14 protein-coding genes are annotated in these 13,616 nt (G+C 35.2%); 13 read left to right on the forward strand and 1 reads right to left on the reverse strand.

The window, feature by feature from the left end:
• Positions 1-32: 32 nt before the first annotated feature.
• On the reverse strand, positions 33-998 hold the full coding sequence (locus ACXYMZ_RS03980; protein WP_458947063.1) for an asparaginase: 966 nt from the start codon (positions 996-998) through the stop codon (positions 33-35).
• A 91-nt stretch (positions 999-1,089) separates the two neighbouring features.
• Between ACXYMZ_RS03980 and prsW the strand changes: the two genes are divergently transcribed.
• The 13 genes from prsW (at position 1,090) to ACXYMZ_RS04045 (ending at position 13,499) form a co-directional block, all read left to right on the forward strand.
• Positions 1,090-1,752 (forward strand): glutamic-type intramembrane protease PrsW, encoded by a 663-nt coding sequence (prsW, locus tag ACXYMZ_RS03985; RefSeq protein WP_458947064.1) that lies wholly within the window; start codon positions 1,090-1,092, stop codon positions 1,750-1,752.
• 117 nt (positions 1,753-1,869) lie between these two features.
• On the forward strand, positions 1,870-2,670 hold the full coding sequence (gene sleB, locus ACXYMZ_RS03990; protein ID WP_458947488.1) for a spore cortex-lytic enzyme: 801 nt from the start codon (positions 1,870-1,872) through the stop codon (positions 2,668-2,670).
• Positions 2,671-2,687: 17 nt separating this feature from the next.
• The gene (gene ypeB / locus ACXYMZ_RS03995) at positions 2,688-4,019 is read left to right on the forward strand and encodes a germination protein YpeB (protein ID WP_458947065.1); all 1,332 of its coding nucleotides are present in this window, start codon (positions 2,688-2,690) and stop codon (positions 4,017-4,019) included.
• A gap of 141 nt (positions 4,020-4,160) precedes the next feature.
• The gene (locus ACXYMZ_RS04000) at positions 4,161-4,814 is read left to right on the forward strand and encodes a flagellar brake protein (protein WP_458947066.1); all 654 of its coding nucleotides are present in this window, start codon (positions 4,161-4,163) and stop codon (positions 4,812-4,814) included.
• A gap of 120 nt (positions 4,815-4,934) precedes the next feature.
• Positions 4,935-5,603: a (d)CMP kinase gene (gene cmk / locus ACXYMZ_RS04005; protein WP_458947067.1), complete on the forward strand. Its 669-nt coding sequence runs from the start codon at positions 4,935-4,937 to the stop codon at positions 5,601-5,603.
• A 100-nt stretch (positions 5,604-5,703) separates the two neighbouring features.
• A complete protein-coding gene (gene rpsA, locus ACXYMZ_RS04010) occupies positions 5,704-6,834 on the forward strand; it encodes a 30S ribosomal protein S1 (protein ID WP_458947068.1) in 1,131 nt (376 codons plus the stop codon).
• A 157-nt stretch (positions 6,835-6,991) separates the two neighbouring features.
• Complete coding sequence (gene der / locus ACXYMZ_RS04015; protein ID WP_458947069.1) at positions 6,992-8,302, forward strand: ribosome biogenesis GTPase Der; 1,311 nt, start codon at positions 6,992-6,994, stop codon at positions 8,300-8,302.
• Between the two features lie 18 nt (positions 8,303-8,320).
• The gene (locus ACXYMZ_RS04020) at positions 8,321-9,355 is read left to right on the forward strand and encodes an NAD(P)H-dependent glycerol-3-phosphate dehydrogenase (RefSeq protein WP_458947070.1); all 1,035 of its coding nucleotides are present in this window, start codon (positions 8,321-8,323) and stop codon (positions 9,353-9,355) included.
• A gap of 348 nt (positions 9,356-9,703) precedes the next feature.
• Complete coding sequence (locus tag ACXYMZ_RS04025; RefSeq protein WP_458947071.1) at positions 9,704-9,961, forward strand: stage VI sporulation protein F; 258 nt, start codon at positions 9,704-9,706, stop codon at positions 9,959-9,961.
• A 237-nt stretch (positions 9,962-10,198) separates the two neighbouring features.
• Entirely contained in the window at positions 10,199-10,399 is a 201-nt protein-coding gene (locus ACXYMZ_RS04030; protein WP_458947072.1) for a DUF2768 domain-containing protein, read from the forward strand.
• Between the two features lie 13 nt (positions 10,400-10,412).
• A complete protein-coding gene (locus tag ACXYMZ_RS04035) occupies positions 10,413-11,135 on the forward strand; it encodes a hypothetical protein (RefSeq protein ID WP_458947073.1) in 723 nt (240 codons plus the stop codon).
• Positions 11,136-11,364: 229 nt separating this feature from the next.
• Entirely contained in the window at positions 11,365-12,843 is a 1,479-nt protein-coding gene (spoIVA, locus tag ACXYMZ_RS04040) for a stage IV sporulation protein A (protein WP_458947074.1), read from the forward strand.
• A 383-nt stretch (positions 12,844-13,226) separates the two neighbouring features.
• On the forward strand, positions 13,227-13,499 hold the full coding sequence (locus ACXYMZ_RS04045) for an HU family DNA-binding protein (protein ID WP_458947075.1): 273 nt from the start codon (positions 13,227-13,229) through the stop codon (positions 13,497-13,499).
• The last annotated feature ends 117 nt before the right edge of the window (positions 13,500-13,616 follow it).

A 13,616-nucleotide genomic window follows, 5' to 3' on the forward strand; every position in this document is an offset into this window, starting at 1 on the left:
GAGATGGATCCGCTTTGGAAATATACTGTACTTTACTGAAAAACATCCGATATTTCTTTTAAGGCTTTTGTTTTTTCCAGAGCGATTAGTAATTTAATTCTTGCTTTTGGCCCTGTTAAGCCGTTAGCAAAAATTATGCCGATGTCTTTTAGGTGTCTTCCACCGCCTTGATAGCCATAAGTTGGCTGGACAATTCCTTGATAGCATCTTGATACTAAAACGACTGGGATGTTTTTTTGAATAAGTGAATTTAAAGAGTTAACAACTCTTTCCGGTAAATTCCCCTGACCAAAAGCCTCAATCACTAATCCACCCGGGTTCGAAGCGATAATTGCTTCAATGATTTTTTCATCCATGCCTGCGAAAGCTTTTAATAAAAATACTTCTGATGAGATTTTAGTGACTGGATAATGGTGTCTTATTAATGATTTATGATGGAAGATAATTATTTCTTTTGTAATGATTCCAATAGGGCCATATTGCGGACTTTGAAAAGTTGCTACATTACTTGTCGAAGTCTTTGTTACGTTTGTAGCAGTATGTATTTCATCGTTCATCACGACAAGCACACCTTTACCTCTAGCATCGGTGCTAGAAGCAACTCTTAAAGAACTGATCAAATTGTATAGAGCATCTGACCCGATTTCATTACTAGAGCGCATTGCTCCAGTTATAATGACGGGAATTTCTAGATTTAATACTAAATCAAGAAAATACGCAGTTTCTTCTAAAGTATCTGTGCCATGTGTAACTACAATTCCATCATAGTCCTTATGAACTTCATTTATTTTTTGAGATAATATTAACATATGCTCTGGTGTAATATGAGGAGATGGTAAATCAAAAATTACATCTTCATCAACATTAGCAATCGATTGATATTCGGATGATAGTTCACTTAATGGATGTTTATCCGTACTACTAAGTACAGCACCTGTTTCCTTATTTTCTAACATTGATATCGTTCCGCCAGTATGAATGATTAGTATCTTCTTCAATCTATGCACCTGCTTTTATATTTTTCCTATTTTAAATATTCATAGTTAATGATACGATAAAACTATTGTATTTGGAAAGAGGTTTGACACCATGTTAGCAATTATATCTGTGGGGATTGCTCCTGTAGTGGCATTAATGTCATTTTTTTATTTAAAAGATCAATACCAAGAGCCAATACCTGTCATCATTCGTTCTTTTATTCTAGGGGCGCTTCTTGTATTTCCCATCATGTTTATTCAGTATGCGATGGAAAAGGAAGGAATCTTTATGAATTTATTTCTAGAATCCTTCGTACAAGTGGCTTTTTTAGAAGAATTTCTAAAATGGTTTGTCTTTATGTTTGCGATGTACCATCATGATGAATTTGATGATCATTATGATGGAATTGTTTATGCAGTTGCAATCAGCTTAGGCTTTGCTTCTGTTGAAAACATACTCTACCTCTTAACAAATGGAATTGAATACGGATTTGCTAGAGCAATCTTCCCGGTATCTTCCCATGCTTTATTTGGAGTTATTATGGGTTATTATTTTGGTAAAGCTAAATTGAGTGAAAGTCATACTAATTTTAACCGTGCTATAGCTTTCTTTATACCATTTGTCTTGCATGGTATTTATAATACACTAATCCAGGCAGTAACATCTAACTGGTTATATGTACTTGTTCCCTTTATGATTGTTTTATGGATTTTCGGACTTCATCGAATGAAAATTGCAAACCAAGCAACTATCAATCGTGAATTAAACATTTAATTGAAATCTTCATGCATGTACCTTTCTCAGAGGTACATGCTATTTTTTTGAATAAAAATGGCCTTCTAGCAAAAGCTATTATTAAGTAATGTGAATTGAGGAGGAAAAAAGAAGATGATGAAAAAATTCTATTTAATATTTTCAATGGTTTTAATAGCTACAGTCTTCTTGTTTACTAACATTGAAAAACCAGTAAATGCATTTAGCCCACAAGTGATTCAACACGGTGCAATTGGCGAAGATGTTATCGAATTACAAGCAAGATTACAGTATCTAGGTTTTTATAATGGAAATATTGACGGTGTATTCGGTTGGGGTACATATTGGGCATTGAGAAACTTTCAATATGAATTTGGAATGGAGATTGATGGATTAGCAGGGGAAGAAACGAAGAATAAATTAGTTCAAGCAAGTGAGTATGATAAAGCTTATGTCCAACAACAAGTAAATCAAGGTAATAAATTTACTCATTATGGCGGCACTAGTAACGAACAACAAGCAGGTGGAAATAATCAACAATCAGAAACTGTGGAAACCACAGCAGTAAATGTACCTCAAGGATTCTCTCAAAATGATATCCAACTGATGGCTAATGCTGTATACGGAGAAGCAAGGGGAGAGCCATATGAAGGGCAAGTAGCAGTTGCGGCAGTTATTCTTAATAGAGTCTCTGATTCAAACTTTCCGAACACAGTTTCAGGTGTCATCTTCGAGCCCAGAGCCTTTACCGCTGTTGCTGATGGGCAAATCTGGCTAACACCAAATGAGAAGGCAAGAGAGGCTGTAATGGATGCAATTAATGGTTGGGATCCATCGATGAATGCTACGTATTATTTTAATCCCGATACGGCGACTTCGCCATGGATCTGGACAAGACCACAGATAAAACGAATTGGAAAACACGTATTTTGTCATTAGAATAGGAGGTAATAAAGATGATTCGCTGGCTGACAATTGGAATTCTTTCTGTCGCTTTAATTGGAACGGGTGTTTGGGGGTATCAAGAACATCAAGAGAAAAATCAAGTATTAATACAAGCAGAAAATAGTTATCAGAGATCTTTCCATGAATTAACCTATTACATGGATTTATTACATGATGAAATCGGTACTGTTTTAGCAATGAACTCCCATCAAAAGTTATCACCGAAATTTGTCGATATTTGGAGAGTTACTTCTGAAGCACATTCAAATGTTTCGCAATTACCATTAGGTTTATTACCTTTTTATAATACGGAAGCATTTTTGTCTGAGATTGGTGAGTTTACTTATCGAACAGCTGTAAGAAATTTAGATGATGAACCACTGACAAATGAAGAAACAAAAGTATTAGAACAATTATATACACAGGCTAACGAGATAAAAGATGAGTTAAGACATATCCAGCATCAGGCGTTAGATAATAATATACGTTGGATGGATGTACAACTAGCGCTTATTAATAATGATGAAGACGCGAATCCAGTAATAGATGGACTACGCACAGTTGATAGTTCTGCGCAAGGATATTCTGAAACGAATAGTAAATCAGGATTAGTCGGATTAGCTAATAAAACAAACTACTTTGACCAGTTAGATGGAGATAGTTTTTCTGAAGAAGATGCAATAGAAATTGGTAAGGATATATTTGAGATTGAAAATGAAGAAGATATTTCAATTACCCGTTCAAGTGATGGGGCAGAAATACCTGTTTACAGTTTAACCTACAATAATAATGAAAAATATGGCTATATGGATATAACCGAAAAAGGTGGACATCCACTCTCTATTTTAGTTGAGCGACCAATTGAAGCGAAGGAAATGAGTCTTCACGACGGTGCGGAAAGAGCTGAAGAATATCTTAAAAAGTTTGGTTTTGAAGATATGGTGCTTTACCAAAGTACGGAGTATGATAGCAATGGATTATATTCATTTTTATATAATCAAGATGGAATAAGAGTATTCTCTGATGCTGTGGAAATGAAAATTGCTTTAGACAATGGAGATTTGATTGGATTTACAGCCAATAGATACTATAGCAATCATCACGAAAGAGAAATAAATGAACCTGAAATTTCAGAAGAAGAAGCGTTATCCTTCGTGAATCCTAGCGTCGAAATTCAGGAAAAAGGTTTGGCGATTATTGAAAATGATTTAAATGAAGAAGTATTTACCTACGAGTTTTTAGGAACGCTTGGAAACGATACGTACCGAATTTATATCAATGCTATGAATGGTAATGAAGAGAAAGTTGAAAAACTAGATGGAAAAGAATTGAGATATTCCTAATAATTTCAGGAGGGATAGGTAAAAAGCCTTTCCCTTTTTTATTTTATCTGTAATAATAGAATAGAATGAAAGAAAAGTTAATTACATATACATATATAATTTGCAGCGTGTCCTTCTAAAAAGATATGGGGGAGTAAAGAAATGAAGATCGGGAGAAATTTATCATTAGAATTAAAAGAAATAGGGAAAAAACCAGAAAAATTTAAATGTAAAATTATTGATAAAACAGAAAATGAAATAATTATTGACTACCCAGTAAATACAATGACATTAAAACAAGCATTCCATCCAATAGGAACAACTTATAAAGTGGAGTATAGAGCAGATGATAATGCCGTATATGAATTTAATTCAAGTATTGCTAAAAGGGTAAAGTTAAATATACCTGCACTTGCTCTGACTATCCCAGAAAAAGATAAAATCAAAAGAATTCAGCGCAGAGAATTTGTTCGTGTTGATGCATCTATAGATGTAGCAGTTCACAGTAAACATGCTGATTTTGAACCTTTTACAACAATTACGTCTGATGTAAGTGGTGGAGGCATATCTTTAATCGTTCCTGATTCAACAAAATATAGTTTAGGACAAGGAATAGACGTATGGATAGTCTTAAAAATGAACTCAGATGAAATACACTACGTTTATTCAGATGCGGAAATAGTATTTATTCAAGTAAGAGACAACATACATACAGTAGCTGTAAAGTTTTTAAACATAAAATCAGATCAGCAGCAAAAAATAATTCGCTTTTGTTTTGAAAAGCAACGCGAATCAAGAAAAAAAGAACTTAGCTAAACTGTATTCCTTCCAGTAATTGAAGTTTGAATAATATATATGATATGATGAGTGTTAGACAATATAAAAAATGTTTTGTGTGAGTGTGTCTCGCATCTCGAAAGGAAGAAGAAAGCGCATATGCAAGAACTGAATGCAATCGCAATTGACGGCCCAGCAGCTGCTGGTAAAAGTACAGTTGCTAAAATCGTGGCTAAAAAGTTAAATTTCATTTATATAGATACAGGTGCAATGTATCGTGCTTTAACTTTAAAAGCCTTAAACCAAGCATTAGATTTAAAAGATGAAACTTCAATTATGGAATTATTACAAGACACCACTATTACCCTTGAGAATGTAAATGACAAGCAACGAGTCATCCTTGATGGCCAAGATGTGACAGATGAGATTAGGTATCATAATGTGTCTCGAAACGTGTCACATATAGCAAAGCTAACATCTATTAGACTTGAAATGGTTAAACGCCAACAGGCATTAGCTGAAAATCAACCAGTAGTAATGGATGGACGAGATATTGGCACACATGTACTTCCAAATGCAAAACTCAAATTCTTTTTAGTCGCTTCCGTAGATGAGCGCGCAAAAAGAAGACATGAAGAAAATTTAGCTAATGGAATGGATTCAAATTTAGAAGAATTGAAAGTAGAGATCCAACAAAGAGATGAAATAGACTCAAATCGAAAAACGGCACCACTAGTAAAAGCAGAAGATGCGATTGAAATTAATACAACTTCCTTATCAATTGATGGAGTAGTTAACAGAATTCTAGAAGAAGTTAATAAAATCTAAAAAATAGAATACTTTACTTGACAAATAATTGTAATTATTAGAAGTTATTAAAAGAATGATATATTTATTGATACGTACTGTAATTTAGGAGGCTAAGGATATGAGTAACGAGTTGAATGAATTTCCACAAATGAACGTAGGGGATACAGTAACAGGAACTGTTGTTAAAGTGGAAGACAAACAAGTTCTTGTTGATATTGGGTATAAAACGGAAGGTATTGTACCGATAAGCGAGCTTTCTAGCTTACATGTAGAACTCCCTAGTGATGTTGTTAATGAAGGGGATTCATTAACACTGCAAGTAAAGAAAGTTACCGATGATGAAATTGTACTTTCTAAAAAAGCGGTAGATGCAGTTCAAGCATGGGACGAATTAGAAGAGAAATTTAATAATGAAGAAGTTTTTGAAACAGAAGTTAAAGAAGTAGTTAAAGGTGGTCTTGTTGTCGACGTAGGTATTCGTGGGTTTATTCCCGCTTCTTTAGTCGAGACACACTTTGTAGAAGACTTCTCTGATTACAAAGGAAAAACGTTAGAAGTGGTTATTGAAGAATTAGATCGTAGTCAAAATAGAATAATTCTTTCACACCGTGCAGTAGTTGAAAAAGAAGCAAACAAACAGAAGAGTGAATTGTTAAGCTCACTTAAAGAAGGTCAAGTAATTGAAGGTACCGTTCAACGATTAACAAGTTTCGGAGCTTTTGTTGATATTGGTGGTGTCGATGGACTTGTCCATATATCACAATTGGCACACGAGCATGTAGAAAAAGCATCTGACATCGTTTCTGAAGGTGATAAAATCGAGGTTGAAGTACTTTCAGTTGATCTAGATAACGAAAGAATTTCACTTTCGCATAAAGCTGTTTTACCTGGGCCATGGGCGAACATCAATGAGAAAGTTTCTCAAGGTGATGTAGTTGAAGGAACAGTTAAGCGATTAGTAAACTTCGGTGCGTTTATTGAGCTTTTCCCTGGAGTCGAAGGTCTCGTTCACATTTCACAAATTGCTAATAGACATATTGGTACTCCAGAAGAAGTACTAGAAATAAATCAAAAAATTAACGTGAAAGTGCTTGATGTAAATGAGGATGATGAACGTATTTCATTAAGCATCAAAGAAATTGAACAAGATCAGGAACAAGCTGATATGAAGAACTACGAGAAAGATGAAGAACAATCAGGCTTCCAGCTTGGTGACGTAATTGGCGATAAATTAGATAAGTATAAATAATATGCTTTCTTCCTATTAAGCCTTTCCTTTTAGTGGAAAGGCTTTTTCCATGTAGTAGAGCTAGAATTAAATTCCTTTAAAAATTGTTTATGCTTGTTGATTTTGCTAGAATGAATGAAGTAAGAATTAGAAATTTGAAGAAGGGAAGTTCCTTTCAATGAAAAAATCAGTAGTAGCTATCGTTGGTAGACCCAACGTAGGAAAGTCAACAATATTTAATCGCCTAGTAGGTGAAAGAGTTTCAATAGTAGAAGACATACCTGGAGTAACAAGAGATCGAATCTATTCAAGCGCAAAATGGTTGAACGAAGAGTTTAATCTTATCGATACAGGTGGTATTGAAATCGGGGATGAACCACTTTTAAAGCAAATGCGTCAGCAAGCGGAAATCGCAATCGATGAAGCAGATGTCATTATCTTTGTTGTTAATGCAAGAGAAGGCATTACTTCAGCAGACGAAGAAGTTGGAAAACTCTTATTTAAATCCAATAAACCCGTCATATTAGCTGTAAATAAAATGGATAATCCTGAAATGAAAGAGACAATTTATGAATATTATTCTCTTGGTTTTGGCGAACCTTACCCAATCTCTGGTTCACATGGATTAGGTATCGGAAATTTATTAGACGAAGTAGTTAGTCATTTCCCTGAACAAGAGCAAGTAGATGAAGATGATGAAACCATTTATTTTAGTCTGATTGGAAGACCAAACGTTGGAAAATCATCTCTTGTTAACGCATTACTTAATGAAGAACGAGTTATCGTTAGTGATATTGCTGGGACAACAAGAGATGCAGTAGATACACATCTTCACAAAGAGGATCAAGACTTTGTGATTATCGATACAGCAGGGATGCGTAAAAAAGGTAAAGTATATGAAACAACCGAGAAATATAGTGTCCTTCGTGCGCTTAAAGCAATTGAAAGATCTGATGTTGTTCTCGTATTAATTGATGCAGAAACGGGAATTATTGAACAAGATAAACGAATTGCTGGTTATGCACACGAGGCTGGAAGAGCAATTGTAATTGTTGTTAATAAATGGGATACCATTGAATCAAATGAGAAAGCAATGAAGGAATTTGAAGAAAAAATCCGAGCGCATTTCTTATTCCTAGATTATGCACCAATTGTCTTTCTTTCGGCAAAAACAAAGAAACGCTTGCATACATTAATTCCTGTCATCAAGGTAGTTAGTGAAAATCATGCGAAACGAATCCCTACAAACGTACTTAATGATGTAATTATGGATGCGATCGCAATGAACCCGACACCAACACTGAAAGGACAGCGATTAAAAGTTCTATATTCGACACAGGTATCAGTCAAACCACCATCGTTTGCTGTCTTTGTTAATGATCCAGAATTAATGCATTTCTCTTATAAAAGATTTTTAGAAAATAAAATTCGTGACGCCTTTGGTTTTGTTGGAACACCAATTAAGATATTTGTAAGAAAGCGTCAATAGTAAATGGAGGTTAGTAAATTGAAAAGCATTGCAGTATTAGGTGCTGGTAGTTGGGGGACTGCTCTTAGCATCGTTTTAGCTGATAATGGCCATGATGTACGCCTTTGGAGTCATAAGCAGGAGCAAGTAGACCTAATTAATGAAACGCATCGAAATGATGCTTATTTAGCAGCTGACTTACCAGAAAAAATTGTTGCTTATGCTGATTTAAAAGCAGCAATTCAAGAAGTTGAAGCTATTGTAATTGTAGTACCAACAAAAGCAATTCGCGAAGTAACGAATATCTTAAAAGATATTATTGGTGAGGGTACTACTATTATTCATGCAACAAAAGGTATTGAACCGAACACATTAAAAAGAGTATCAGAAATGATTGCAGAGGAAATACCGAAATATAGCTATGATGACATCGTCGTTCTTTCAGGCCCAAGTCATGCTGAAGAAGTTGCTTTAAGACATCCAACTACTGTAACAGTAGCTTCCAACAACCAAGAAGCTGCATTATTAGCACAAAGCCTATTTAACAGTGATTGTTTCAGAGTTTATACAAGTAATGACGTTCTAGGAATTGAACTTGGTGGAGCTTTGAAAAACATCATTGCACTAGGTGCTGGTATTTCAGATGGCCTTGGTTTTGGTGATAATGCAAAAGCTGCCTTAATGACAAGAGGTCTAGCCGAAATCGCAAGACTTGGAGCTTCTCTTGGTGCGAATCCATTGAGCTTTTTAGGATTATCAGGTGTGGGTGACTTAATTGTAACTTGTACAAGTGTTCATAGTCGTAATTGGCGTGCTGGAAATCTATTAGGAAAAGGCCATGAATTAGATGATGTTTTAGAACAAATGGGTATGGTTGTCGAAGGCGTCCGTACCGTAAAGGCTGCCTATCAGTTTGCTAAGGAACAAAATGTAGAGATGCCAATAACAACTGGTATTTATCAACTAATATTTGAAGACAAGTCACCAAAAGAAGTTGTAAATCAATTGATGAGTCGCGATAAAAGAGAAGAAATGGATGATTTACAACAACTTCTAGCAGATCGTTATTCCTAAAATTAAGTCTAGGTTAAAACTAATTGTTGATTTCATCCAATAAGAAATAAAAACACTAAAATGAGCTTCGGAAATATACGAAGACTCCAGCGGGATGGAAGGCAACGGTGAGACCCCGCAAGTCGCTTGCGACTGAGGAGGCTCACCAGCCGCCCGCGGAAAGCGGAGTATATTTCCGAAGCGGGTTTTTCCTCATAAAAATATTGAACGTTAACAACGTCAATATTAATTACAGCGCTAATTTGTATCTATAGAAGCGTAAACCTTTTGAAAGTTGCTTAATTATACAAACACAATATATTCACTTGCATATACTACTTAGAAGTTAAATTGCAAGGAGGGTATTGAATGAATCACTTTCAAAAGAATATGTTTGACAAGATCCAAGACAAAGCAAATATAAACCCAGACGATATATATCAAGTTGCTGATTCTGTGAAACATGCAGATTTTACTGATGAAAAAACAGTACGCAACTTGATACGTCAATTAAGTAAGATGGCGAATAAGCCTGTTTCTAAAGAAAAAGAAGATAAAATTGTAGAGGCTATAGTGAAAAAGAAACTTCCTATGGATTCTAAACAAATAAATAATTTATTTAAATAAGGCCGGTTTAGGCTGATGAGTATACGAAAACCCGTAAGCTAGCATACAATGAAATCGCACAAGCATTCATGGATAGAGACTGCATGGGTATTATCTAGTCAACCAAGATGGAGAGAGCCCCTCCCATCTTGGGTTCTTTTTTGAGAAACGAACTGCGCTAAAATCGTACTGTCAAAAGGTATAGATATGTTATAATATGACTTGATTATTCTAGTCTACTTAGTTGAGGTGAAAACAATGTCCCTTTCGATACTTAAAATGTATGTTTCATTCGTAGGAATGATTTTATTATTCATAGCTTTAGGATTAAGATGGTTAAGTAGAAGAAAGTTAACTGGATGGGCTGCTGGTCTCGTTTCTTTACTTGCCTTCTTATGTCTAGTTGGAGGAGCAATTATAATTTTATATGTCGTATTTACTGGACCGACAAGAGTTTAGAGGAGGATAAGATTTGAAGGTCTCATACATAAAAGTATTTACTCTGATACTATCTATTTTAATTCTTACAGGATGTATGTATCCAAATAGTGAAAGAGTAGAGAATCAAGTCCCAAATGACACACAGTTAGCTAATGTACAAGCTGCTGTGGATCAATATCGAGAAGAGTCGGGTGGTTTAGTTCCAATACGAACAAAGCCAGATGATACACCAATCTTCGAGAAATATCTAATTGATTTTTCCATGTTAAAAAACGAAAATGCTATTCATGAAATACCTGGTAATGCCTTTGAAAGTGGTGGGTATTATCAATATATCTTAATTACTCCAGAAGACAATCCTCTGGTTAAAGTTATTGATTTAAGAATTACAGAAGCTCTACGTAGTGTTAATATCCGAATGGACACATTCAAAAGACAGAACACGTATCCACCTTATGGTAATCAGGTAGAAGGAGAGTTATACACGCTTGATTATGAAAGGTTGAATTATGATGAACATCCAACTGTGATAAGTCCTTACAGTCAAGAAAAGCTTCCAATTATTATGGATGTCTTCGGAAATCTATATATCGATTACAGAATCGATTTAAAGCTTGCGCTTGATACTTTTGACCATGATTATGTAGATGGTGATGACATTCGTTATCTATTAACCGATCATTACCCATTTGCTCCTGCATACTCTTTACCTTACACAGTTAAAGATGGAGAACCTGTATTTTTAGTTGAATAGGCATAATGCATAAATCCACACCCTTGCGACATATATTGTTGCGAGGGTGTTTTTTTATTAGTTCTCTTTAATATAGAGCCATGTTCCTTCGATACGAAGAATATACGTTTATAGAGAAACTTTGCCTATATTATTATGCATATTTCATTAGGACAACATCATAGACTTGTAATGTCAATTACTATAATCTATTTTATTTTAGATTATTCAAGGATCGGGAGGGATATTATTGGAGAAAATTGATATTTTTAAAGATATTTCTAAACGGACCAATGGAGACATTTACATTGGAATAGTAGGTGCAGTTCGTACAGGGAAATCTACATTTATCAAAAGATTTATGGAACTCGTTGTGTTGCCTAACATTGAAGATGAAAGCGAAAGATCTCGAGCGTTAGATGAACTCCCCCAAAGTGCAGCAGGAAAAACCATCATGACAACAGAGCCAAAGTTCGTACCTAATCAAGCAATTACTGTTAATGTTGATCAAGGGCTAGACGTAAACATTCGGTTGGTTGATTGTGTCGGTTATGCTGTAGATGGAGCTAAAGGTTTTGAAGATGAAAATGGCCCACGAATGATTCATACGCCTTGGTATGAGGAAGCAATACCTTTTAATGATGCAGCTGAAATAGGTACAAGAAAAGTAATCCAAGAACACTCTACAATTGGGATTGTTGTAACAACGGATGGAACAATTGGTGAAATTCCACGTTCTAACTATGAAGATGCTGAGACCAAAGTCGTTGAAGAGTTAAAAGAGGTTGGCAAGCCATTTATAATGATATTAAATTCGGTGAAACCTTCTAGCCAAGAAACAGAGTTTTTACGTCAAGAATTAATGGAAAAACACGACATTCCAGTATTAGCAATTAGCGTAGAAACGATGACTGAACATGATATTCATAACGTTTTAAGAGAAGCACTATTTGAGTTTCCTGTATTAGAAGTTAATGTGAATCTACCTAGTTGGGTCATGGTACTGAATGAATCGCATTGGTTACGAAATAACTATCAAGATGCCATTCAATCGACTGTACAAAACATTAAAAGGCTACGGGATGTCGATGAAATCGTAAATAGTTTCTCCGAATTTGATTATATTGAAAAAGCAAACCTGGCTGGTATGGAAATGGGCGAAGGGATTGCAGAAATAGATCTTCACGCACCACCACATCTCTATGACGAAATACTAAAAGAAATCGTTGGAGAAGAAATTCGAGGAAAAGACCATCTATTAGAACTCATGCAAGATTTCACACATGCCAAACGTGAATACGATCAGGTCGCGAGTGCTCTACAAATGGTAAAGCAAACTGGGTATGGAATAGCAGCCCCTAGTGTCCAAGACATGATTCTGGATGAACCAGAGATCATTAGACAAGGAACAAGGTTTGGTGTGAGATTAAAAGCGGTAGCACCATCCATTCATATGATAAAGGTTGAAGTGGAGTCAGAGTTCGCACCGATTATTGGAACAGAAAAGCAGAGTGAGGAACTTGTTAGGTATCTTATGCAAGATTTTGAAGATGACCCACTATCGATTTGGGAATCAGACATATTCGGAAGATCCTTAAGTTCTATTGTTCGCGAAGGAATTCAGGGCAAAATATCCTTAATGCCTGAAAATGCCCGATATAAACTAAAAGATACATTGGAGAGAATTATCAACGAGGGTTCAGGAGGACTATTAGCTATCATTCTATAGCAGCATATATTGCTGCTATTATTTTTTTGCTCAAAGTACAGTGACGCTCTCAAGGAAAAACGAATATTAAATTAAAATTGTTTTCTAAAGGACGGAAGGTAAATGAAAGTTCGTGTCGAATAGATATAGTGATGACTTTTCATTGATTTACCTACTATTTGCCCTATATTTTTAAATTTAAATTAAAAAAGCTCTACTTTTAAAAATAATTATAGGAAAATCAACATATATTGTTGAATTTTAATGGAAAGTCGTTTAATATTAGCGTTGTTACCAATTGATTTAGGTAACGCAGTATAAAAAGAGAGAAACTTGTGAACAAATGTATCATGAAGATATTTGTTCTAAATTCAAGTTTAACATTTTGGGAGGAGGTGAATGTCATGAACAAAACAGATTTAATCAATGCAGTAGCTGAGACGAGTGAACTTTCTAAGAAGGACGCAACGAAAGCAGTAGAAGCTGTGTTTGGTGCTGTCATGGATTCACTCAAAAAAGGTGAAAAAGTACAGTTAATCGGTTTCGGTAACTTCGAGGTGCGCGATCGTGCTGCTCGTAAAGGACGTAACCCACAAACTGGAGAAGAAATCGAAATCCCTGCAAGCAAAGTTCCTGCGTTTAAACCAGGAAAAGCCCTTAAAGAGGCTGTTAAGTAATTTGCTACATAGGGCCATAAAGGGTGCGTTCACGCGTACCCTTTTTTTGATGTATTAATTGAAGTAAAACGGGACAATAGCGTATAATATTATATTAACTATTCATTTAAGGGAGAT

This window comes from Oceanobacillus sp. CAU 1775 (assembly GCF_054482815.1).